The 24,507-nt window shown below is 35.8% G+C and carries 22 protein-coding genes; 20 read left to right on the forward strand and 2 right to left on the reverse strand.

The genetic code is table 11. The features are described 5' to 3' along the window. Positions 1 to 6 precede the first annotated feature (6 nt). The 6 genes from AMET_RS09915 (at position 7) to AMET_RS09940 (ending at position 6,120) form a co-directional block, all read left to right on the forward strand. Positions 7 to 1,572: an ABC transporter substrate-binding protein gene (locus tag AMET_RS09915; protein WP_012063150.1), complete on the forward strand. Its 1,566-nt coding sequence runs from the start codon at positions 7 to 9 to the stop codon at positions 1,570 to 1,572. A 5-nt stretch (positions 1,573 to 1,577) separates the two neighbouring features. Further along, complete coding sequence (locus AMET_RS09920) at positions 1,578 to 2,366, forward strand: ABC transporter ATP-binding protein (protein ID WP_012063151.1); 789 nt, start codon at positions 1,578 to 1,580, stop codon at positions 2,364 to 2,366. After that, complete coding sequence (locus AMET_RS09925; RefSeq protein WP_012063152.1) at positions 2,359 to 3,378, forward strand: ABC transporter ATP-binding protein; 1,020 nt, start codon at positions 2,359 to 2,361, stop codon at positions 3,376 to 3,378. The genes AMET_RS09920 and AMET_RS09925 overlap by 8 nt, the downstream gene beginning before the upstream one ends. Next, positions 3,356 to 4,111 carry a class I SAM-dependent methyltransferase gene (locus tag AMET_RS09930; RefSeq protein ID WP_012063153.1) on the forward strand — a complete coding sequence of 252 codons (756 nt, stop codon included), beginning with the start codon at positions 3,356 to 3,358 and terminating at the stop codon, positions 4,109 to 4,111. The genes AMET_RS09925 and AMET_RS09930 overlap by 23 nt, the downstream gene beginning before the upstream one ends. A 304-nt stretch (positions 4,112 to 4,415) precedes the next feature. Continuing rightward, positions 4,416 to 5,564, forward strand: coding sequence for a cysteine desulfurase (locus AMET_RS09935; RefSeq protein WP_012063154.1), 1,149 nt, complete (start codon positions 4,416 to 4,418; stop codon positions 5,562 to 5,564). A gap of 22 nt (positions 5,565 to 5,586) precedes the next feature. After that, positions 5,587 to 6,120 (forward strand): (Fe-S)-binding protein, encoded by a 534-nt coding sequence (locus AMET_RS09940; protein ID WP_012063155.1) that lies wholly within the window; start codon positions 5,587 to 5,589, stop codon positions 6,118 to 6,120. A 145-nt stretch (positions 6,121 to 6,265) separates the two neighbouring features. On the opposite strand, the gene AMET_RS09945 is transcribed toward AMET_RS09940, so the two are convergent. Together AMET_RS09945 and AMET_RS09950 are read right to left on the reverse strand one after the other, a co-directional pair. Beyond that, positions 6,266 to 6,625 carry an ArsR/SmtB family transcription factor gene (locus tag AMET_RS09945; protein WP_012063156.1) on the reverse strand — a complete coding sequence of 120 codons (360 nt, stop codon included), beginning with the start codon at positions 6,623 to 6,625 and terminating at the stop codon, positions 6,266 to 6,268. A gap of 289 nt (positions 6,626 to 6,914) precedes the next feature. Next, complete coding sequence (locus tag AMET_RS09950; protein ID WP_012063157.1) at positions 6,915 to 7,304, reverse strand: hypothetical protein; 390 nt, start codon at positions 7,302 to 7,304, stop codon at positions 6,915 to 6,917. A gap of 1,064 nt (positions 7,305 to 8,368) precedes the next feature. Between AMET_RS09950 and cooS the strand changes: the two genes are divergently transcribed. The 14 genes from cooS to gcvH all read left to right on the forward strand — a co-directional run bounded on the left by cooS (position 8,369) and on the right by gcvH (position 24,380). Beyond that, a complete protein-coding gene (gene cooS, locus AMET_RS09955; RefSeq protein WP_012063158.1) occupies positions 8,369 to 10,336 on the forward strand; it encodes an anaerobic carbon-monoxide dehydrogenase catalytic subunit in 1,968 nt (655 codons plus the stop codon). Positions 10,337 to 10,505: 169 nt separating this feature from the next. After that, positions 10,506 to 11,288 carry an ATP-binding protein gene (locus AMET_RS09960; protein ID WP_041720614.1) on the forward strand — a complete coding sequence of 261 codons (783 nt, stop codon included), beginning with the start codon at positions 10,506 to 10,508 and terminating at the stop codon, positions 11,286 to 11,288. Further along, positions 11,285 to 12,961: a formate--tetrahydrofolate ligase gene (locus AMET_RS09965; protein WP_012063160.1), complete on the forward strand. Its 1,677-nt coding sequence runs from the start codon at positions 11,285 to 11,287 to the stop codon at positions 12,959 to 12,961. The genes AMET_RS09960 and AMET_RS09965 overlap by 4 nt, the downstream gene beginning before the upstream one ends. Before the next feature lie 20 nt (positions 12,962 to 12,981). Further along, on the forward strand, positions 12,982 to 13,611 hold the full coding sequence (locus tag AMET_RS09970) for a cyclodeaminase/cyclohydrolase family protein (protein WP_012063161.1): 630 nt from the start codon (positions 12,982 to 12,984) through the stop codon (positions 13,609 to 13,611). 117 nt (positions 13,612 to 13,728) lie between these two features. Further along, the gene (locus tag AMET_RS09975; RefSeq protein WP_012063162.1) at positions 13,729 to 14,583 is read left to right on the forward strand and encodes a bifunctional 5,10-methylenetetrahydrofolate dehydrogenase/5,10-methenyltetrahydrofolate cyclohydrolase; all 855 of its coding nucleotides are present in this window, start codon (positions 13,729 to 13,731) and stop codon (positions 14,581 to 14,583) included. Between the two features lie 102 nt (positions 14,584 to 14,685). Continuing rightward, positions 14,686 to 15,357 carry a methylenetetrahydrofolate reductase C-terminal domain-containing protein gene (locus AMET_RS09980; RefSeq protein ID WP_012063163.1) on the forward strand — a complete coding sequence of 224 codons (672 nt, stop codon included), beginning with the start codon at positions 14,686 to 14,688 and terminating at the stop codon, positions 15,355 to 15,357. Between the two features lie 21 nt (positions 15,358 to 15,378). After that, the gene (locus AMET_RS09985) at positions 15,379 to 16,260 is read left to right on the forward strand and encodes a methylenetetrahydrofolate reductase (RefSeq protein WP_012063164.1); all 882 of its coding nucleotides are present in this window, start codon (positions 15,379 to 15,381) and stop codon (positions 16,258 to 16,260) included. Between the two features lie 28 nt (positions 16,261 to 16,288). Beyond that, positions 16,289 to 17,662, forward strand: coding sequence for a dihydrolipoyl dehydrogenase (gene lpdA / locus AMET_RS09990; RefSeq protein ID WP_012063165.1), 1,374 nt, complete (start codon positions 16,289 to 16,291; stop codon positions 17,660 to 17,662). Positions 17,663 to 17,738: 76 nt separating this feature from the next. After that, complete coding sequence (locus tag AMET_RS09995; RefSeq protein WP_012063166.1) at positions 17,739 to 18,512, forward strand: ATP-binding protein; 774 nt, start codon at positions 17,739 to 17,741, stop codon at positions 18,510 to 18,512. Positions 18,513 to 18,534: 22 nt separating this feature from the next. Continuing rightward, positions 18,535 to 19,479 (forward strand): acetyl-CoA decarbonylase/synthase complex subunit delta, encoded by a 945-nt coding sequence (gene acsD, locus AMET_RS10000; RefSeq protein WP_012063167.1) that lies wholly within the window; start codon positions 18,535 to 18,537, stop codon positions 19,477 to 19,479. A gap of 47 nt (positions 19,480 to 19,526) precedes the next feature. Next, on the forward strand, positions 19,527 to 20,894 hold the full coding sequence (acsC, locus tag AMET_RS10005; RefSeq protein WP_012063168.1) for an acetyl-CoA decarbonylase/synthase complex subunit gamma: 1,368 nt from the start codon (positions 19,527 to 19,529) through the stop codon (positions 20,892 to 20,894). 83 nt (positions 20,895 to 20,977) lie between these two features. Next, positions 20,978 to 21,763: a carbon monoxide dehydrogenase/acetyl-CoA synthase methytransferase subunit gene (acsE, locus tag AMET_RS10010; protein WP_012063169.1), complete on the forward strand. Its 786-nt coding sequence runs from the start codon at positions 20,978 to 20,980 to the stop codon at positions 21,761 to 21,763. Between the two features lie 23 nt (positions 21,764 to 21,786). Beyond that, positions 21,787 to 23,913, forward strand: a complete 2,127-nt coding sequence (gene acsB, locus AMET_RS10015) for an acetyl-CoA decarbonylase/synthase complex subunit alpha/beta (RefSeq protein ID WP_012063170.1) — start codon at positions 21,787 to 21,789, stop codon at positions 23,911 to 23,913. Positions 23,914 to 24,008: 95 nt separating this feature from the next. Next, positions 24,009 to 24,380 carry a glycine cleavage system protein GcvH gene (gcvH, locus tag AMET_RS10020; RefSeq protein WP_012063171.1) on the forward strand — a complete coding sequence of 124 codons (372 nt, stop codon included), beginning with the start codon at positions 24,009 to 24,011 and terminating at the stop codon, positions 24,378 to 24,380. Positions 24,381 to 24,507: the final 127 nt, after the last annotated feature.

The following is a 24,507-nucleotide window of genomic DNA, read 5'->3' on the forward strand; positions in this document are numbered from 1 at the left end:
AAAGGGATGATGAAAAAAACCGTTTTAGCTTTATTGATTGCTGTCGTAATGGGGGTATTATTATTAACAGGATGTTCAACCAAGGAAGTAGAAACACCTGTTCAGCAGGACACTGCTGCTGAAAGCACAGAAACAAAGCATGCAAACGTTGGTTTGTTTTGGGTGACAGCCACACTGGACAATACTTCTGGCTATACAGGATGGGTATTGAGTCGTATAGGTGTAGCAGAATCTTTAATCCGTATTACAGATGAAATGAAATATGAAGGTCTTATTGCAGAAAGCTGGGAAAATGATGGTGATAAGACTTGGAAATTTACGATAAGAGACAAAGTCACCTTTAGCACTGGTAAAAAAGTTGATGCAGAGGCTGTTAAAAAATCAATTCAACGCTCTCTAGATTTAAATGAGAGGGCAGGGATGATTTCGCAAATTGACACCATGGAAGCAGATGGACAAACTATTACGATTATAACGAAGGAGCCATACGCTGCTCTTATTGGTAATCTTGCAGAGCCTTTGTTTGCAATTATCGATGTAGATGCCGAGAATGCAGATTTTGAAAATGCTCCTATAGCTACAGGGCCCTATGTGGTTGAAGGCTTTCAACCAGAGGAATCAATAGAGGTTGTAAAAAGCGTAAACTATTGGAATGGGGAAGTAGGCCTAGACGCTATTACCTTTAGACATATACCTGATAGTAATACACGAACAATGGCTATTCAATCTGGAGAAGTTGACATAACAGGAAGTATAGATCAAAGTCAGATTAATGTATTTAAGGATAATGATAATTTTATAGTAGATGAAATACCTAGTCTTAGAACTTTGTTTGCTTATATTAATCACCAAAGTTCTGTTTTATCGGATTTAAATATTCGAAAAGCGCTTTCCCATGCAATCGATAGAGAAAGCTATGCTTTACTGATAGGTGGAACACCTGGAACTGGTATGTTTTCAAATGCACTCCCCTTTGGCAATGAAAAACTAAAAGCAGATGGGTTTGATCCTGAAAAGGCTAAAGAAATCTTAGACCATGCAGGTTATACAGACACAAAGGGTGATGGCATAAGAGAAATGAACGGAGAAAACATTGTTCTTGAAATATATCAGACTGGTGCCCATGGTTCATCTGCTCCTGGCATTATTGCTGCCGCTATGCAGGCACAGTTTAAAGAAATTGGTATTGGCGCTGAAATAAGAACAGTTGAAAATCTTAATGCAATTTATGAAGAAGGAAAATTCGATATTACTTTCTCCAATGACAATACAGGTATTACAGCAGACCCACAGAGCTTTGTGCAAATTACTTATAAAGCAGATGCCACAAGAAATTACGGTAAGTATAGCAACCCAGAGATGGATCAGTACATTGAATCCTTAAACAGTGTATTTGACCCACAGGAAAGATATGAAATTGCTGCTAAAATTTCTCAGATTGCAATTGACGATGTAGCAAACTTTTATATTAACTATATACCTCTTAATATAGTAGGAAATAGCCGTATCAAAAACCTTAAACAGCAACCAATTGATTATTATATGATTACACCTGATATAAAAATGGAGTGAACCCTATGACTTTGATGGAAATAAAAAACCTGTCTATCCAATATAATCAGCAATTAGCCTTACATAATTTCAATCTCACAATACAGAAAAATAAAATTATAGCTGTGGTTGGAGAAAGTGGAAGTGGAAAATCTACTTTAATTCATGGGATTATGGGACTGTTGCCTAATAATGGAGAAGTGATACAGGGTGAGATTTTATATGATGGGAAAAATCTACTGAAGAACAATTACTTTCAGTGGAGAAAAACAAGAGGAAACAAAATAGCCCTTGTTTTTCAAGATGCTAGCACATACTTTAATCCAAAAAGAAAAATAGGTAAGCAATTTATAGAAAGTATTTTAAGTCATAGGAATGTTTCGAGAGAAGAAGCTTATACCATGGCCTGCCAGGCCTTAGAAGATATGTATCTTCCTAGTGCTGAAAGGGTTATGGATTCATACGCATTTCAGCTTAGTGGAGGTATGAAACAAAGAACTGCAATGGCCATGGCAATGGTAATGAAACCAGATATTCTTTTGGCAGATGAACCCACAAGCGCCTTAGATGTTACAATACAGGCCCAGGTGGTTAAACTCATGATGAAGCAAAGGGAAGAAACAGCAGCAGCCATTGTGATCGTAACTCACAACATGGGAGTTGCCTCCTACATGGCAGATGAAATAGTTGTAATGAAAAACGGTGTTATTGTAGAACACGGTAGTAAGGATCAAATAATCTACAATCCAAAGCATCCCTATACACAAAAACTACTTTTAGCTGTTCCAGAATTGGAGGATGATAGCATTGTATAGCAAAGAACCTATTCTTGAGATTAAAAATGTAAACAAAAACTTTTACGTACAAAAGGGGAGGGGTGTACAGGCTCTAAGAGATATTAACCTAGATCTCTACCCCTCGGAGTGTCTGGGAATAGTAGGAGAGACAGGAAGTGGAAAGAGTACAATTGCCCGTATTATTACAAATGTTGATACACCCAGTAGTGGTGAGATATACTATCGTGGTGAGAAAATTACAGATGTGAAAAAACAGCAATTGAGAAAAAATCACCTTAATATACAAATGATTTTCCAAAATCCTAAATCAACCTTTCATCCTCGAATGAGAATGCAGGAGGCGATAGCTGAACCTTTTATAAATTATGGTATCATAAAGAAAAAAGAGGCAATGAAGGCGGCTGTTGGTCTACTGGAATCCATAGGATTGCCACAGATATATGCAAAAAAATATCCCCATGAACTAAGTGGAGGCGAACTTCAAAGGATTGCAATAGCCAGGGCTATATCGGTAAAGCCGAAGATCGTGATATGTGATGAAGCTACTTGTGCATTAGATGTATCTATACAACAACAGATTGCTGAACTTTTAATGAAATTAAAAGAGGAAAACCATATGTCCTATATATTTATTGGACATGATCTAGCCTTTGTTAAAAAGGTTAGCCATCGGATCGCGATTATGTATATGGGGGAGATCGTAGAAATAATTGAGTCAAAAAAATTGATTTCCCATAGTCAGCATCCTTATACCAGGTCATTACTTGAATCTATTCTACCAGTCAAAAGTAGAAGAAAAAATGATATTAAAATTTTAAAGGGATTTATGACAGAGGATTTGAATATAGGAGATGGGTGTCGCTTTTATTCAAGATGTGAGAGAGCAGAAAATATATGTAGACTAAAAAAAACAAGACTTACAAAGGTGGATGAACTTCATTATTGTGCATGTCACGTCAAAAATTATGAGGAATTGCAGATAAAAAATGTAGTAGGGGGAGATAGCTATGAAAAAGCTTCGGGAAATTGAAGATTATTGGAATCAAAGAGCAAGGGGTTTTTCGCTTTCGGTAGTGGAGGAATTAGAAGACGATAAGAAAGATCAGTGGTTGCAGCTTTTTAAGAAATACGGAATGACAGAAAGAAAACTTAAGGTACTAGATGTTGGAACGGGTAGCGGTTTTTTTGCTGTTCTTTTAGCCCAGGAAGGCCATGATGTTACAGGAATTGATTATACACCAAATATGCTAAAGCATGCTGAAGAAACAGCGCGTAAGTTTAATGTTAAGCTGGACTTAAGGCAAATGGACGCACAAAATCTTGAATTTGAAGATGAAAGTTTTGATTTAATTGTAACAAGAAACCTAATGTGGAACCTTGAATTCCCTGAGAAGGCATATAGAGAATGGATTAGAGTACTAAAAAAAGGTGGGAAGATTATTAATTTTGATGGTAATTACTATCTACATCTACATGATGATGTGTATAAAGAAGGCTATGAAAAGATAGAATATGTCCCTGATCGTCAAGGTCATACTAAAAACAACATAGACAATGTGGACTTTAGTATCATGAGGGAAATAGCCCGCGAATTACCTATGAGTAGTATCAGAAGACCTCAGTGGGACGTAAACACACTTGTTGCTATGGGAGTTAATTCAGTATCTGTGGATTTAAGCCAAGGTCGTAAATTTGCGGCAATGGATCAGGAGAATAACGAAATTTATTTAACAAGTGCATTTATGATTTGTGCAGAAAAATAATAGCACTCTAGCAGCTAACTATATAAAGAATAAACTCTAAAGTTAAGAAGATTGATAAAATCATAAATATAATAATGGGAATAAAGGAAATATTGAGGAGGCTAACAGACAAAAAGAATTTGTTAGCCTCCTTTTTTGTACAAATTACTTACTACTTAAAAACATTTACTTATTTAGCATGAAACCCATGAAAAATACAACGGAATAATCATTGATATATGGTGAATTTTGGTGTAACATGAAATTATTAATGCATTGATATATAAATATATGATTATATATTAATGAAAATAGGGGGGATATAATGGGGGTTTATTTAGATAATGCAGCTACATCTTATCCAAAGCCACGGGAAGTATTAGATGCTGTATATGATTTTATGTTAAATAACGGTGCTACTTCTGGAAGAGGAGCCTATGAGCGCGCAATGATGGCTGATGGCTTGGTATATGACACAAGGAAAATGATTGCTAACCTTTTCAATTTTCATGACCCTAAAAAGGTTATTTTTACAGCAAATATTACGGAGTCCCTGAACTTAGCTATAAAAGGTATCGTAAAAAAAGGAGACCATGTAATAACCAGTAGCTTAGAACATAATGCTGTATGGCGATGTCTTAAAACATTAGAAAGAGATAGGGGAATAAGTCTATCGGTGGTGCCGGCTGCAAAGGAAGGGTATATTAATCCACTAGATGTAAAGGATTTGATTCGAAAGAATACAACATTAATTGTGCTTAATCATGCCTCGAATGTTTTTGGTACGATACAGCCTATAGGAGAAATAGGTGCTATTGCTAGAGAAAATAGTATTCCCTTATTAGTGGATGCAGCTCAAACTGCAGGTGTTTTGCCCATAGATATAAAGGAAGATAACATTGATTTATTGGCATTTACAGGACATAAAAGCCTTTTAGGTCCTATGGGAACAGGAGGACTTATCGTGAATTGGGATGGAGAAATTGATCCTTTGAAGTCTGGGGGAACAGGAGGTGATTCAGCCTATGAATATCAACCGGATTATTTCCCTAATAGATTAGAAACAGGCACATTAAATGTAAGTGGAATAGTAGGGTTAAGGGCAGCATTAAAATTCATACAAAATGAAGGAATAGAAAAAATATTTGAAAAAGAGAAGCATTTGGTAGGATATGCACTTGATAGATTAGAAGAAGTAAGAGGCATCTCTATTTACGGACCAAAAGATCCGAATAAAATTGTTGGGGTGATTTCTTTTAATTTACAAGAGGTATCAGGAGAGGAAGTCGCTTATATATTAGACCAAGAATATGGTGTTATGGTCCGAGTAGGCCTTCATTGTGCTCCAGGTCCTCATAAAATGATCGGCAAAGAAAAAGAAGGAACTGTAAGAATTGGTATAGGATATTTTAACACAGAAGAAGATATTGATTTACTTGTAAATGCATTAAAAAAAATCAATCAACAAGTATAAGGGTAAAGGGGGAGACGATATTATGTATTTAGAAGAAATAAGGATGAACTTTATCAAACCTTGTACAACGGACGCAGGAAAAATGCAATTCAGAGCTAAATTTTCAAGGAACATTTCAGCAATATTTCCCTATATAAATGCAGTACTAAAAGGTGGCAATTATAATGATCGGGGGGGAAGTTTAACATTCAAAAGAGGAATTGCAATTATTACAATTTTTCCAGAAAAATTAGGGGTGTCTCAAATCATTAACGAATCAGAGGCCTATGAGATTATGGATATCGTAAAGGATTTGGTAAATGATGCTTATGAAAAAAAGGATCACATTAAGCCTTTATATGAAACGAGAACCCCCCCCAATACTATTGAAGTTTATAAAAATTTACCAAAATTAAATTGCAAAAGATGCGGTATAGCAACCTGTATGGCCTTTGCATCTAAACTTTTGGAAGGACAGGTGAATATAAAAAAGTGCTTACCACTGTATGAAGAAAAAAACAACCAAAAAGTAGAACAAATAGAAAATATGATACGTATGCTAGGGTATGAAATATAAAAAAGTTGGAATTATCTTTATTTGAAGTACCAATACTTTAGAAATTAATTGGAGCAGGAATTTAGAAAAAGCTTAGGAGCATCTACCTAAGCTTTTGATTTCACGTTGTATAAGTAACTAGCACCAAATCATAGATTTAGGCTATCTACTTATAATTAAATTTGCAGATATTGATATCTTCATCTTCTGCAGCTAATTTCATTCTTTCATGGACTTGTGTATAATCGGAGAGTTGATCTAAAGGTTTGTCCAAAAAAACAAGAAAATCACTAAATATTGAATTCATAACACTTCTATTTAAAAAATAGATTACCCGTTGGCCCTCTTTTTCCATATCTAAAAGTCCTGCAGTTTTTAGTGTTTTTAAGTGTTGAGATATCCTTGGCTGGCTCATTTGTAAAATAGACTCTAATTCACAAACATACATGGGTTTATGAAAGAGAAGTTTGATGATTTTAATTCGTGTTGCTTCACCTAAAGCTTTAAATACTAGCTCGAAATCCATAACAAAACCTCCACTGAATCACAAATGATTATATAATTATATTGCAATATAATTATGTTCATTATATCAAAAAAATATGAAAAAATATATCACTTTAAAAAGATCAACACATTTTATCAAGTTACCCAATCCTTATTGAGGAAGCCCTGAACAAATTTTTTAATTGTAGAATAAATTTTAGTACTTTCCAAGTTCAATCCCAAACTGTCAAATATAAATTCTTTTGTAATTTGAATACCTACAGCTCTTGTGATCAATTATAAAAAAAGAATAAAGTGGCTTAGCCACTTTATTCTTTTAATGTATAAGGAATTTTGATTATATCACGTTGGATGACTTTATCCCAAAACCTTAAGTGAGAATAATTTCCGTAAAGTGAAATTTCTCCATCCTTTATTTTACCCTTAACGGTATCTAATTTGATAATAGCTAATTCATCTTTAAGGGCTGGGATGACTTTGAAAAAGTTCATTAGATCAGTGAAATCACATTCTGTAGCAGAAGAAAAAATCAATGCTTCTTTAATCATATCACCACAAACAGAGCAGCTTATTGTATACTTGATCACTGCTTTTTCATAAGATAAATTTTTCATATCTACTTCTTTAATAGGGACTTGGGTAGTACACTTACATTTTGCAAATGCCATCATGGGATACTTAAACTCTAATTTACTCATTTATATTACCTCCTTAAAATTACTATGGTTTTGCACTTTTTACATAATTATCAGAAACTGACGTAATAATTTACAAAATAAATGAGGAATATATGAACACAATACCCCCAGCAAAGGAGCGATGCTTGTGTACATTTATATCCCTCTGTACTCCTCAAGAATTGTTACAGTTGTTATTATTTACTAAGGAACTGTTATCAATACCAAATTATAAATATTTTGTTAGCTTTAAAAAGCTTCGTATTTGTCTGTGAAGATTTTCCTTGGGAAAACTTGTTTTACCCGAAACCGCATTAGATCAAAAATTAGAGAAAAATATATCAGTGAAAGATGCAATACATACTATTGCCTCGTAACACTACCAAAGTTAACTTTACAAAGGTTTTATTTGTGGTAAAATATAGTAAAATAGTATTAAACTATAAATAAATATGTTGAAAGGATGTACTATATATGTTAAACTACAAGCATGGTACAGAAAATTTGAAATATATACACTAATTACTAACTATAGGAATAAAACACAAGGAAATTTAGTAGTAAATTGATTTATTTTTTTGACAACGAGTGTTATTATATTAACATTCATACCAATTAATTTCATTAAAATATATACATAATTAACAAATAATTACTATTAACTCACTAAATAATGCGCTTTTCTGTTGTTTAGACATTTTTTTCCGATTTTAAACATCATATTATGTTAATTATATAACGAAATATGATATTTATATAAGCACATGATGAATATTCATAAGGAACTACTGGTTTGCTTTTAGATATATAAACAAAATTTGGCGTGTTAAACTGAAAAAATGGTCTACTCCAGCAGCAGTATTAGCTTTAGTACTGGGTCTGACAGGTTATTGTTTAACGCTTAAAATTGTTTGAACTTCATAGAATAGATCTCGTTTCCTGTTTATGTGGTAGTGCTTTTCAAATTAATTTTGCATGGAACAGGTAAGGAGTCCTATATAAATTAGCAAGAAAAGCTTTAAATTTACAAGGCGTATGGCATTTTTAAAATGCCTAATAAATCTATTTAATAGGGGGAGTTAAAAATGAGTGAAGAAAAAATGGTTTCTCTTAATACCATTGACGATCAACTGATTAAAAAGGCAGCAGATGAAGGCATCGAAACTATGTGGGACAGAAAGAAAGCTATGAAGGCACCCTGTGGATTTGGAGAAAAGGGAGTATGTTGTAGAATTTGTGGTATGGGTCCCTGTAGAGTAAGTCCAGTAGCGGGAAAAGGTGCACAAAAAGGTATTTGTGGTGCTACAGCCGATACAATCGTAGCTAGAAACTTTGCAAGAATGGTGGCTGCAGGAACTGCATCACACTCTGACCATGCCAGAGATATAGCTCATGTATTACACATGGCTAGTAGAGATGGAAATTACCAGGTTCAAGATGAGAAGAAATTAATCGCATTGGCTCAGGAGTGGGAAGTACCGACAGAAGGTAGAGATATTTATGATGTAGCCCATGAAGTAGCAGAAATAGCATTAAATGAATTTGGTAAGCCCTTTGGTACATTAAGATTCCCAGATAGAGCTCCAGCTCCAAGAAGGAAAATTTGGGAAGAACTTAACATTATGCCTAGAGCTATTGATAGAGAAATTGCAACTATTATGCACTCTACTCATATGGGATGTACTAGTGATGCTGAAAGCTTACTTCGCCTGTCTATGAGAACATCTTTAGCTAACGGATGGGGCGGATCCATGTTAGGTACAGAGCTTAGTGATATTGTCTTTGGAACTTCAACTCCAAGAATGACAGAAGCAAACTTAGGGGTTTTAGAAGAAAAACAAGTGAACATTTTACTTCATGGACATGATCCATGTTTATCAGAAATGATAGTAGCTGCGGCCCAAGATCCAGAAATGATCAAGCTAACTGAAGAAGTAGGGGCTGAAGGGATTAACTTAGCAGGAATGTGCTGTACCGGTAATGAGGTAACCATGAGACATGGTGTGAAAATAGCTGGAACATTTTATCAACAAGAATTAGCAGTGTTAACTGGAGCTATAGAGGCTGTTATTGTAGACGTTCAATGTATCTTCCCATCTCTAGCACCAATAACAGATTGCTACCATACTAAGTTCATCACCACATCTCCAAAAGCTAAAATTACAGGGGCAACACATATAGAATTCAATGAAGAAAAGGCTTTAGAATCAGCTAAGGTCATCGTAAGAGAAGCTATTGAAAACTATAAAAATAGAAAACAAGATAAAGTATTTATACCACAATCAAAAGCTCAGGCCATTACAGGTTATTCTAACGAAGCTGTTATTAAGCAATTAGATAGAGTTGTAAACTCTAATATAGATCCTCAAGGAACAGTAAAACCATTAGCGGATGTTATTAAGGCAGGCGTATTAAGAGGAGCTGCTGGTATCGTTGGTTGTAACAACATAAAAACTAAGCATGAATATAGTCATATAGAAATCATGAAAAAATTAATTGCAAACGATGTTATCGTTGTCACTACTGGTTGTGCTGCTCAAGCTGCTGCCAAGGCGGGATTATTAAGCAAGGACGCTATTAAGTTAGCCGGTAAGGGACTTCAGGCGGTATGTGAACTAGTAGATATTCCACCAGTAATCCATTTAGGTTCTTGTGTGGATAACACTCGTATTATTAGACTGGTTAGTGCAGTATCTGAACATTTAGGTGTAGATAACAGTGATTTACCAGTAGTAGGTGTGGCTCCTGAATGGATGTCAGAAAAAGCTGTAGCTATTGGAACTTATGTAGTATCAAGTGGAATTGATGTGTTCTTAGGTATAACACCTCCAGTGACAGGTTCTCCTGAGTTTGTTGATTTATTAACCAATAAAATCGAAGATATGACAGGAGCTAAATTCTTTATAGATGAAAACCCATTAACACTAGCAGATAAGATACTAGAGAGAATTGAAGAAAAAAGAACAAAACTAGAAGCACGTCTAGCAAAAGAAATAGACTATGGAGTCATTAAGCCAGAAGAGGAAGTGGAAGAGACTAAGGAACTTGCTTAAAACCTTCCATCATGCTTCAAGGTAGATTTTGATGATTAAGCTAACCCAGTTGATGCTAGAAACATAGTAGCAGTTGGGTTAGCTTCAAAATCTAGGGATTTAGATAATGACAGAGATCGTAATTGACAAACAAAATAAATAAAAAGACAAAAAACTAGGAATACAGGTGATGACAATGAAAATAGCGATAACAGGTAAGGGTGGAGTTGGAAAAACAACATTTGCAGCAATGATTAGTAGGTTATATGCAGAAGAAGGATATAGTGTATTAAGTGTAGATGCAGATCCTGATGCTAACCTTGCTTTAGCATTAGGCTTTCCAAAGCAGCTAATTGACGAAATAACACCAATTTCAGAATTGAAAAATCTTGTAGCAGAACGCACGGGTTCTAGTCCTGGTAGCTTTGGAACCATGTTTAAAATGAATCCAAAAGTAAATGATATACCTGAAAAATATTGTAAAGAATACAATGGTGTAAAGGTTCTAACTATGGGAACAGTGGATACCGGTGGTTCTGGTTGTGTATGTCCAGAGCATGTTCTACTAAAAGCTTTAACCTCTCATCTTATTTTAGGGAATAAAGATGTCATGGTAATGGATATGGAAGCAGGTATTGAACATTTGGGCAGAGGAACAGCAAAAAATGTTGATGCATTTATTGTTGTAGTGGAACCCGGAGAAAGAAGTTTACAAACCTATAGAAAAGTTAAAAAATTGGCTAGTGATATAGGGATTGAAAAAATATTTGTAGTTGGAAACAAGATAAGAGATGAAAAAGACAAAAATTTCATATTAGGCGAAGTTGAAACAGCGCATTGTTTAGGTTTTATAAGCTATAATTCCAGTGTAGTTGATTCTGATAGAAGCAATCTATCACCCTATGATGCAAATGCACAGATAAAAGAGGAAGTACGTAGTATTTCAAATAAATTAAAGGGGGTTATTAAATGAGTTTTAAAAGCGACATTGAAATTGCCCAGGAGGCTAAGCTGCAAGATATAAGAGAAATAGCAGCGAAACTTAACCTAACAGAAGAGGATATCGAGCTTTATGGTAAGTATAAGGCAAAGGTAGACTACAATCTTTTGAAAAAAGGTAATGGGCAGAAGAAAACAAAGTTAATTTTAACAACTGCTATTAATCCTACTCCAGCAGGAGAAGGAAAAACCACTACCACAATTGGTGTTGCAGATGGATTAGCGAGACTAGGCAAAAAAACAATCGTAGCATTAAGAGAGCCATCATTAGGCCCAGTATTTGGTGTGAAAGGTGGAGCAGCTGGTGGTGGATATGCCCAGGTAGTACCGATGGAGGATATCAATCTTCACTTTACAGGAGATTTCCATGCCATAGGCGCAGCCAACAATTTATTAGCAGCTATGTTGGATAACCATATTAACCACGGAAATAAATTGGAAATTGATAATAGAAAGATTACCTGGCGTAGAGCTATGGACATGAACGATAGACAACTTAGAAATTTAGTGAATGGTATGGGTGGTAAAGGTAATGGTGTCGTAAGAGAAGATGGCTTTGATATCACTGTCGCATCTGAAGTTATGGCAGCCTTTTGTTTAGCCAATGATATTGTTGATTTAAAAGGAAAATTAGGTGATATTATCGTAGCCTACACGAGGGATGAAAAGCCTGTTACGGCTAAAGATCTCAATGCCCATGGTGCAATGGCGGCCCTGCTAAAGGATGCATTAAAGCCAAATCTAGTACAAACATTAGAAGGAACACCAGCATTTGTTCATGGTGGGCCCTTTGCAAATATCGCCCATGGATGTAACTCTGTAATAGCAACCAAAATGGCAATGCATTTTGCAGATTACGTAGTAACAGAAGCGGGTTTTGGAGCAGATCTTGGAGCAGAAAAATTCCTGGATATCAAATGTAGAAAATCAGACTTAAAACCAGATGTCGTAATTATTGTAGCAACAGTAAGAGCATTAAAATACAATGGCGGAGTAGCAAAGGATCAGCTAAGCCAAGAAAACTTAGAAGCCCTAGAAAATGGCTTACCAAACCTATTAAAACACGTGGAAAACATTACTAAGGTTTTCAAATTACCAGCAGTGGTGGCCATCAATAGATTTCCATTAGATACAGAGGCAGAATTAGATCTAGTGAGAAATAAATGCAAAGAATTAGGTGTAAATGTAGCTCTGTCGGAGGTATGGGCAGACGGTGGAGCAGGTGGAGAAGAACTAGCTAAAGAAGTATTAAGATTGGCAGAGCAAGAAAGTCAATTAGAATATGCATATTCATTAGACATGGCAATCGCAGAAAAAATCAAAGCAATTGCAACTAAGATCTATGGCGCTGATGGGGTAGATTTTACACCTGGGGCATTAAAGGAAATGAACAAACTAGAAAAGCTAGGTTTTGGTAACCTACCAATTTGTATGGCTAAAACACAATACTCTTTAAGTGATGATGCAAGCTTATTGGGAAGACCAAAAGGCTTCAACATCACTGTAAGACAAATAAAGGTATCAGCAGGTGCAGGCTTTATCGTAGCTATTACAGGAGAGATTATGACGATGCCAGGATTGCCAAAGGTACCCGCAGCTGAAAGAATTGATGTAGATGAAACAGGGGTAATTACAGGATTGTTCTAGAAATAAAAGGAGGAAGGGCGATGAAATTAATCGACAAAAGTTGTACGGAGTTTACCCATGCCCTTTCCTCTAAAGCTGCTGTACCTGGAGGCGGAGGTGCAGCAGCTTTAGTCGGAGGGCTGGGGGCTGCTTTAGCAGGAATGGTTTGCAACTTAACCATAGGAAAGAAAAAATATGCACAATATGAAGAAGAGCTCAAAGAAATTTTAAGAAAAACTGAAGAACTACAGGATAATTTATTAAAGATGGTAGATGAAGATGCTGAAAACTTTCTACCTCTTTCAAAAGCATATGGACTCCCTAAAAATACAGAAGAAGAAAAGCTTGAAAAAGCAAGGGTGCTAGAAGAAGCATTAAAGATTGCTTGTGAAGTACCAATTAAGATTGTAAGAACATCCTATGAAGCTATCAAACTACATGAAGCATTAGTAGACAAAGGTTCTAAATTAGCTGTAAGTGATGTAGGGGTTGGTGTACAATGCTTAAGAGCCGCTTTAATAAGCGGGCAACTAAATGTGATCATCAACATTAGCATGATTAAAGATGAAGAATACGTGAAAAGAGTTAAGGAAGAAACTGACCATCTGGTAGCAGAAGGGACAAAAACTGCTGATGAGGTTTATAGAAAAGTAGAAGCAATACTTTCGTAAGTAGTGATAATGCTAGACAAAGGTACAATACCTGTTGACATAAATAAACATAAGGCTATTCGTAATTATCAAAATATTTTTACATAGATAACAAATCATGAAACGGAGGGGTAAAAAATGGGAGAAATTATTAAAGGCAAACCAGTTGCTGATAAAATCAGTGAGGATTTAATTCAGGAAATTGAAGGATTAAAAGGCAAAGGCATTCAACCTAAATTAGCTATTGTAAGGGTAGGAGCGAATTCATCTGATTTAGCCTACGAAAAAGGAGCTCTTGGTAGAAGTAAAAAAGTAGGTGTCGAGACAGAAGTACATGAATTACCTGAAGATATTACCCAAGATGACTTTATAAAAGAACTAAAGAAACTCAATGAAGATAAGGCTGTAAATGGCATACTTATTTTTAGACCACTTCCTGAACAACTAGATGAGAGCGTGATCAAGTATGTTATTGCACCAGAAAAGGATATTGACTGCTTAAGTCCAATCAATGTTGGAAAGATGACAGAGGGAGACAAGACAGGATTTCCTCCTTGCACACCAACAGCAGTAGTAGAAATATTAAAATTTTATGGGGTAGAGCTACAAGGCAAAGACTGCGCGATCATAGGTGCATCTATGGTGGTAGGTAAACCTGCAGCCTTATTGCTATTAAACGAAAATGCGACTATCTCAGTTTGTCATATCTTTACAAAGGATTCAGCTAAGATAGCTAGTCAAGCAGATGTAGTAGTAGTAGGGGTAGGGGTACCTAGACTGGTAAAGGAAAATTGGATAGCAAATGGTGCAGTGGTAATTGATGTTGGTATCAATGTAGATAAAGAAGGTAATATGTGCGGAGACGTTGACTTTGATGGTGTGAAGGACAAAGTTTCTATGATTACACCAGTGCCAGGTGGTGTAGGATCTGTTACCACATCTATATTAGCTAAACATGTTGTAAAGGCTTGTAAACAGCAAAATAATTTATAGAATCCTTTGAGTTGATTAAACCAGTAAAAATAAAGAGAAAGAGAATAAATTTTTTACTGGTAAACTCTTCAGGATACATTGTATAAAAAGGGGGAATAAAAAATGATTATTTCACAAAATAAGCCTTTTGAAGAAGTTTTAGCGTTCCTAGAAAATAGCGAAAAAATTATTATTGTAGGATGTAGTGAGTGTGCTACTGTTTGTAAAGTAGGGGGAGAAACAGAAGTACAGGAAATGAAGGAAATGCTAGAAGAAGAAGGTAAAAAAGTCTTAGGAACGACTATATTAAGTCCTGCCTGTAACCTTTTAAATTCTAGAAAAGATATGAAACAATTTAAAGAAGAACTGAAGGAAACCGATGCGATACTTTCTTTAGCCTGTGGGGACGGAACGCAAACAGTAGCAAAGGTTGCAAAACCTGAAGTTTATCCTGGTTCAGACACCATGTTTATTGGGGAAATAGAAAGAATCGGACAATTTGAAGAAGCATGTAAAGCCTGTGGCGAGTGTGAACTTGGATGGACAGCTGCTATATGTCCTATTACAAAATGTGCCAAAGGGTTAGTTAATGGTCCATGTGGTGGAGCCAAAGATAAAAAGTGTGAAGTGAGTAATGATAACGATTGTGCATGGCTTTTGATTTATGATAAATTAAAGGATCTTGGCAAACTAGAAAACATGATGAGCATGAGAGAGCCAAAGAATTTCGAAAAAGGAAATGCTCCTAGAAGAATCAACCTAAGAAATCAGGAAAAAGAAACTGCAAATGCATAGATTTATAAAGGGGGGATTGGAATGAGTTTGTTAAAGGATGTATTAGAAAGAGGGGAATTCGGTGTTACAGCTGAAATGGCACCTCCAAAAGGAACGGATTTGTCACATTTATTAGAATGTGCAAGAGCAATAAAGGGTCGGGTTCATGGTGTCAATGTAACGGATTTTCAATCAGCGGTTCTAAGAGTAACATCTTTAGTAACCTGTAAATTACTTAAGGATGAAGGGCTAGAGCCTATTCTGCAAGTAACAGGAAGAGATAGAAATAGAATAGCTATCCAAGGAGAGCTTTTAGGAGCATCAGTTTTTGGTATAGAAAATGCATTAGGGCTTACGGGAGATCATACTGTTGTGGGAGATCATCCACAGGCAAAACCAGTTTTCGATTTAGATAGTGTAGGCATTCTTCAAGCAGCAACTACTTTAATGAGTGGCAAAGACATGGTAGGTATTGAATTACAAGGAACGCCAACATTCTACTTAGGTGCCTGTGTAACTCCGAGATTTGATCCTATGGAAGCTCAAATACTTAAAATGGAAAAGAAAATTAAAGCGGGAGCTAAGTTCTTCCAAACCCAAGCCATTTATGATTTAGATACCATGAGGGAATTCATAGAAAAAACAAAGCATTTAGATACGAAAATCCTAGCAGGTATTATACCATTAAAATCTGCGGGTATGGCTAAATTTATGAATAACAATGTACCGGGGGTATTTGTTCCTGATGAGTTAATAGAAAGAATGAAAAATACTCCAAAGGAAGAACGAGTAGAAGAAGGTATAAAAATGGCTGGTGAATTAATAAGACAGCTAAGAGAAGAGGGCTTATGTGACGGCGTCCATATTATGGCCATAGGTGCGGAAGAAAATGTACCTCGAATATTAGACGCAGCAGGACTGTAAAATTTTTCACAAAAGGGGGTATTTATAAGTGAAAGTAGCTGTAATAGGCGGTGGTCCAGGGGGATATGTAGCTGCTATCAAGGCAGCAATGCTCGGAGCGGAAGTTACTTTAATTGAGAAAAAAAGAGTGGGTGGAACTTGTTTAAATGTAGGCTGCATTCCTACCAAATCTTTGTTAGCTTCCTCGGATGTACTTGAGGTTGTAAGAGATGCAAAGAACTATGGTATAAATATTGACGGTACGATTGAACCAGATCTTCCAGCTATAATGAAAAGAAAAGAAAAAATCGTAGAACAACTGGTCAAGGGAATCGAATTTTTATTTGATAAAAAGGGTGTTAAGCTCATTAACGGTTTCGGAAAATTAGTCGATAAAAACAAAATAGAGGTTACAAAAGAAGATGGTTCTAAGGAAGAAATAGAGGCTGACAAAATTATCTTAGCTACTGGCTCAGTTCCAATTGTCCCACCAATCTTTCCTCATGACGGTAAAAAAATCATTACCAGTGATGAAGCTCTTTTCTTAGAGGAAATACCAAAATCTATGAGTATTGTAGGTGGAGGTGTTATTGGCTGTGAGTTTGGACAATTCTTCAGTAAAATGGGTACAAAGGTTACGATCGTTGAGATGGCTGAACAATTGTTACCATTTGAGGATAAAGATGTAGCAAAACAGTTGGAAAGATCCTTCAAAAGAGATAAAATAAAGATGCTAACAGGACAAAAAATTAACAAATGCGAAGTACAAGACAATAAAGTCATTGCTTATTTAGAGGGGGACAAAACTTTAGAAGCTGACATCATGTTGGTTTCCGTAGGTAGAAAGCCCTACCTAGAAAACTTAGGGTTAGAAGATCTAGGTATCGAAATGGAAAAGGGTAAGGTTGTTGTCAATAAAAATATGGAAACAAATATTAAAGGTATTTATGCCATAGGGGATATTGTAGACACACCATTTCTAGCTCATGTAGCATCTAAAGAAGGTTTAATAGCAGCAGAAAATGCTTTAGGTAAGGATAAGGCCATTAGTTATAGAGCAGTACCTAGATGTATTTATACTGGACCTGAAGTAGCGGCTGTTGGTATGACTGAAAAAGAAGCAGAAGCCAAAGGTATGATCTACCATGTAGGGAAATTTGAATTCAGAGGATTAGGCAAAGCTCAAGCCATAGGTCACTTTCAAGGCTTTGTAAAGGTATTAGTAGATGATCAAGACGTCATCATTGGAGCTGCTATTGTAGGGCCCCATGCTACGGACCTTTTAGCTGAGCTGAGTTTAGCCGTAGAATTACAACTAACTGCTGAAAGAGTAGGGGATATCATTCATCCCCATCCCACCTTATCGGAGGGTATTATGGAAGCATTACATGACGTACATAAGGCTTGTATTCATGCTGTATAGAGGGTAGGGAACTATTAAAAGTCCTGCCCCCTCAAAGCAAGGCTTTTGTCTACAACTAACAGGAGGGAGATACACTATGGGATATACAATTGCTGTTGCAGGTAAAGGTGGAACAGGAAAAACAACATTGACAGGGCTTTTAATAGACCAACTAGTAAAAAGCAATGAAAAACCTATTTTAGCAGTAGATGCTGATGCCAATGCTAATTTAAATGAGGTATTAGGAGAAGAAATCGAATGCACAATAGGAGCAATAAGAGAAGAAGTTAGTAAAAGAGAAAATGCTGGAAATAGCTTTCCAGGGGGCATGACTAAGGCACAGTACTTAAAGTATAGATTAAATGCTATTATTACAGAGGGTAAAGGCTACGACTTAATTGCAATGGGCCGATCTGAAGGACAAGGATGTTATTGCTATGTAAATGGCATGTTAAGGGAACAAATAGATTCCTTGTCAGATAGCTATAAATATTTAGTGATTGATAATGAAGCTGGAATGGAGCATTTAAGTAGAAAAACCACTAAAAAAATAGATACGCTTTTTTTAGTAAGTGATGCTTCAAGACGTGGTATTCAAGCAGCTGGTAGAATCAATGAACTAGTGAAAGAGTTAGAACTAAATGTAAGTAATATCTATCTAATTGTAAATAGAGTCCCTGAAGGCGTATTAAAAGCTGATACAGTAGAAGAAATTAGAAAACAAGGTATGAACTTAATAGGGGTAGTTCCTATGGACCATCAGGTATATGAATATGATGCTGAAGGAATACCATTAGTACAATTACCAGAGGATTCTATTTCTAAAAAGGCCTTAAGGGGTATATTATCTGAGATTCAGTTTAAAAAGTAATTACTTAAAGGAGGCGGTTGAGATGCCATTTAAAATGTCAGTACAGGATTTCAAAGGGAAAATCAATGAAGTAGAGATCGGCAAAGGAGAAAAAGCGATTAAAATTGGTGGGCAAAAGGCAACAGCTTTATATCATTTTGATAATGATGCTGGGAACGCACCTAAAATTGGGATTGAAATTACAGACATTTATCCAGAAGAATGGATAGCATCTTTGAAAGAGTTATACAAGGATGTTGCAAATGATCCCGCAGCGTGGGCAAAATTTGTAGAAGAAAAATTAGAACCAGATTTTATCTGTTTAAGATTTGAAGGATCAGATCCTAATGGTCTAGATAAGTCTCCAGAAGAATGTGCGGAGGTGGCTAAAGCTGTAGTGGAAGCTATTTCAATTCCTCTTGTTATAGCTGGAACACAAAACCATGACAAGGATGCAAAAATATTTGAAAAAATAACAGCAGCAGTAGATGGTCATAACTGTCTTTTCTTAGCGGCTACAGAAGAAAATTACAAAACCGTAGGAGCATCAGCAGGATTGGCATATAAACATAAAGTTGGCGCTGAATCTTCCGTTGATATTAACCTTGCAAAGCAATTGAATGTATTACTAGATCAATTAGGCGTAAAAAATGAAGATATAACTATGCATATAGGATGTTCTGCAGTAGGATATGGATTTGAATACCTTATTTCAACTGTAGATAGAATTAGATTAGCAGCCTTAGGTCAAAATGATAAAACGCTACAAATGCCTATCATTACACCTGTGTCCTTTGAAACTTGGACTGTGAAAGAATCTATAGCTGAAGAGGAAGATGCACCAGAGTGGGGAAGCAGAGAGGAAAGAGCGATTTCGATAGAGATTTCTACTGCCACAAGTATCATAGCAGTTGGAGCTGACGCAGTAATTGTTCGTCACCCAAAATCATTGGAAACACTCAAGAATTTGACGAGTCAACTAGCATAAGTAATGATAATAGTTTATTAAATTGATTTTCTAAGGAGGAACGAAAAATGGCTTTAACAGGATTAGATATATTTAAATTAACACCGAAAAAGAACTGTAAGGATTGTGGATTTCCAACATGTTTAGCTTTTTCAATGAAGGTGGCATCTGGTGGATCCGAAATTGAAAAATGTCCACATATGAGTCCAGAAGCATTAGAAAAATTATCAGAGGCTACTGCACCTCCAATGAAAGCCTTGAAATTTGGTAAAGGTGACAATGAATATACAATCGGAGGAGAAACTGTACTTTTCAGACATGAAAAAACATTTGTAAATAGAAATAGATTTGCAGTTATGTTTACAGATCAATTATCGGAAGAAGCAATACAAAGCAAGCTAGACAATATCAAAAAAGTGAATTATGTAAGAATTGGTGAAACAATGAAGGTTGAAATTGCGGCTATAAAATATGTTTCTGATAAAGAAAAATATTTTAACCTAATAAAGAAAGTAAAAGAAAGTGGTATCAGTATAGCATATATGTTGATTTGTGAAGATGTTGACGTACTTAAAGAAGCCTTAGAATTAGTGAAGGATGAAAAACCTATTGTTTATGGCGCTACAAAGGATAATTATGAAGCAATGGTAAGCTTAGTTAAGGATCAAAAACTGCCATTAGGTCTAAAGGCAGATGGTTTAGAAGAACTATATAATTTAGTAGAAAAAGTACAAGGGTTGGACTACAAAGAGCTAGTATTAGGAACAGAAGCTTCTTCTGTTAAAGAAACGTTTAAAAATGCGGTACAAATTAGAAGAACAGCTTTAAAAGAGCAAGATAGAAAATTTGGTTATCCATCCGTTGTATTTGCAAATGAATTAGCAAACAATGATAGTAATATGGAAATTGCAATTGCTTCCTTGTTTGTAGTGAAATATGGTTCGATTATTGTATTAGAGGATATTGATTATGCAAAAGCATTATCCTTGTTTTCCTTAAGACAAAATGTATTTACTGATCCTCAAAGACCAATGAGAGTCGAGCCAGATATCTATCCTATCAATGGAGCAGATGAAAATTCTCCAGTATTGGTTACTGTTGATTTTGCATTAACCTACTTTATTGTAGCTGGTGAAATTGAAAGATCTAAAGTACCAGTATGGGTAGCTATTCCTGATGCAGGAGGGTATTCTGTATTAACTGCATGGGCAGCAGGTAAATTTGGTGCGGGTAGTATTAGTAAATTTATCAAAGAGAGTGGCATAGCAGAAAAAACCAAGTCTAGAAAATTAATTTTACCAGGACTTGTAGCTGTTCTTAAGGGAGAGCTAGAAGATGAATTACCTGAATGGGAAATCATTATAGGAACAGAAGAAGCAATGCACATACCAAAGTTTTTAAAGCAATTAAATAACACAGTGGAAGCAAATGCTTAGTCATAGATCTTTCATTTAAGATTATTTAATATATAAAAGCTGAAAAATTAAAAAAAGAGTATAAAAAATTGGGGGGTTTAAAAATGGATAAGTTTCTTGTGATTGGTGAAAGAATTCATTGCATTTCACCAGCAATCAGAAAGGCACTAGCTGAACGAGACACAGCACCAATTTTTAAAAGAGCAAAAGAACAAATTGAAGCAGGGGCAGACTATATTGACGTAAACATTGGACCAGCTGAAAAAGATGGTGAAGAAATAATGACATGGGCTGTCAAAGCGATTCAGGAAGAATTTGACAATGTACCCTTAGCACTAGACACAGTAAATAGAAAAGCCATAGAAGCTGGCTTGAAGGTATACAATAAGGAAAACGGAAAAGCAATCATTAATTCAGCTGATGCTGGACCAAGAATTGATTTATTTGAGTTAGCAGGACAATATGATGCTAAAATAATTGGATTATGTGCTAAAGAAGGCATACCAAGAGATTGTGAAGAACGTATTGCTTATTGTACAGAAATGTTGGAAAAAGCCATGGAAGCTGGGGTAGATCCAGATGATATCCTATTTGACCCTCTGTTTCTTGTGGTTAAGGGAATGCAAGAGAAACAATCAGATGTATTAGAAGCCATAAGACAAATTACTGAAATGGGTTTAAAAACAACTGGAGGGCTAAGTAATATTTCTAATGGTGCACCAAAGCATGTAAGACCAATTATGGATGCAGCCTTTGCAGCTATGGCAATGCAGTGTGGCTTGTCTTCAGCTATTATTAATCCATGTGACAAAGAATTAATGGATACAATAAAAACCTGTGATGTTGTTAAAAACAATATTTTATATGCTGATTCATATCTAGATTTATAAAAAAGTTTAAAGGGGGTTAAAACATGAATTTATTTCAAACAGTTTACAATGGATCTAACGTAGCATTAAATGCAGCAGAAGGTTTATTGAAGCAAGCAATCAAAGAAAAAGGTAAAGACCATAACGTAGCTTTCCCAGATACAGCGTATTCATTACCAATTATTTATGCAGCAACAGGATTGAAAATGGCAACACTAGCTGACCTTGAGGGGGCTATTGGTGTAGTAAAAAGCCTCATTGTTGAAGAGCCTCGTTTAGAGCCAGCCTTAAATGCAGGTCTTGCAACAGCAGTTTCAGCAGAGATTATAGAAGCTATCAAGTATGCTTTAAATGACGCACCCTATGAGGCTCCCTGTGTAGGACACATATCTGATGCAACCATCCGTGCCTTAGGGGTTCCTCTAGTAACTGGTGATATACCAGGGGTAGCTGTTGTTTTAGGTAAATGTCCTGATAGTGAAACAGCTGGAAAGGTAATCAAGGACTACCAATCTAAAGGACTACTTACCTTCTTAGTTGGAGAAGTAATTGATCAAGCGATAGAAGCTAATGTAAAAATGGGCTTAGAGTTAAGAGTTATTCCTTTAGGCTATGATGTTACTTCTGTTATTCACGTTGTCTCTGTAGCCATTAGAGCCAGTCTTATTTTCGGCGGTGTGGAACCTGGCAATCTAGAAGAACATCTGGCCTATACAAAGAAAAGAGTCCCAGCATTTGTTAATGCATTTGGACCATTAAGTGAATTAGTAGTCTCAGCAGGAGCGGGAGCGATTGCACTTGGTTTCCCTGTTATTACAGACCAAATAGTAACAGAAGTACCAACATTACTATTAACACAAAAGGATTTCGATAAAATTCCAGCTACTTCTTTAGAAGCAAGAAACATAAAAATCAAAGTAACAGAAATCGACATTCCAGTTGGATTTGCAGCGGCCTTTGAAGGAGAAAGAGTTAGAAAAGACAATTTATATGCTGAGTTTGGCGGTTCAAAAACTGAGTGTTGGGAATTAGTTAGAAGTAAAGAATTATCAGAAATTGAAGACCATAAGATAAACGTTATAGGTCCAAACATTGATGATTTTGAAGGAGAGCCTAAAAGAATTCCACTTGCTATTATAGTTGAAGTAGCTGGAAAAAATATGCAACTAGATTTTGAACCTGTATTGGAAAGACGTATTCACTATTTTATGAACTATACTGAAGGTGTTATGCATGTTGGCCAAAGAGACACTACATGGATTAGAATCAGTAAAGATACCTATGCCAGTGGATTTAGATTAGAACACATAGGAGAAGTATTATACGCAAAAATGATGGATGAGTTTTCTTCTGTTGTTGACAAATGTCAGGTGACTATTATAACTGATGCAGCAAAGATTGCAGAGATGAAGAAGACTGATGCCGAAGCTATATATATGGCTCGAGATGAAAGACTTGCTTCTTTAACAGATGAAAGTGTAGATACCTTCTATTCCTGTTTACTATGCCAGTCATTTGCACCAGCACATGTCTGTATCGTAACACCTGAAAGATTGGGGTTATGTGGTGCTGTAAGCTGGTTAGATGCAAAGGCTACAAAGGAATTAGATCCTGCGGGTCCATGTCAACCTATTGCTAAAGAAGGTGTTGAAGACGAAGTAAAAGGTATTTGGAGTGCTGTAAACGAACATGTTGATGAAAAATCTCAAGGAGCTGTATCAAGAGTAACTCTTTATAGTTTGTTAGAAGACCCGATGACATCCTGTGGTTGCTTTGAGTGTATAGCTGGTATTATGCCGGAAGCTAACGGTGTTGTTATTGTAAATAGAGAATTTCCTTCCACAACACCTGTTGGAATGACCTTTGGTGAACTTGCTTCCATGACTGGTGGTGGTGTTCAAACACCAGGATTTATGGGACATGGAAGATACTTTATTTCTTCTAAGAAGTTTATCTCAGCTGAAGGTGGTCCAGGAAGAATCGTATGGATGCCAAAAGAACTAAAGGATCATGTAAAAGATAGATTAGACCAAACAGCTAAGGAAATGTACGGAATTGATAATTTCACAGACATGATTTGTGATGAAACCATCGCAACAGATTCAGAAGAAGTATTAAACTTCCTTACACAAAAAGGACATCCTGCATTAACAATGGAAGCATTGATGTAATTAAATACAATTGAATACAATTAAATATAATTGAATATAATACTCTCACTTTTTAAAGTGAGAGTATTATATCAATATAAAAGGAGGAGCAAATAATGTATCCAGAAAATCTTAAGTATCACAGCCAACATACTTGGGTGAAGGTAGAGGGAGACACAGCCTATATAGGAGTTAGTGAGTATGCTCAAGAACAATTAGGTGAAGTATTATTTGTAGAAATGCCAGAGGTAGGCGACGAAATTCAAGCAGGAAAAGAGTTTGGTGTGGTTGAATCTTCAAAAGTAGCTTCTGATTTAGTTGCTCCTATATCTGGAGAAGTGTTAGAAATTAATGAAAAGCTAGAGGACGAACCAGAGTATGTCAATGAAGCACCCTATGAAGCCTGGATTATTAAGATTAAAATAGCAAAGATAGAAGAGCTAGAAGATCTTCTAGGTGCTGAGAACTATCAAGGTGTACTAGCATAGTAGAGACCCTAAGATAAAATGTGGATTAGCAATATTTCAAAAGATAAAAAAATAATGGTTGAATAACTTTACTCTGCAAGATAGAATGCATATACTAGACTAAATTCTCGACATTAAATAAAAGAAT

Source organism: Alkaliphilus metalliredigens QYMF, from assembly GCF_000016985.1.
In the GTDB taxonomy this organism is placed as follows: Bacteria; Bacillota; Clostridia; order Peptostreptococcales; family Natronincolaceae; genus Alkaliphilus_A; species Alkaliphilus_A metalliredigens.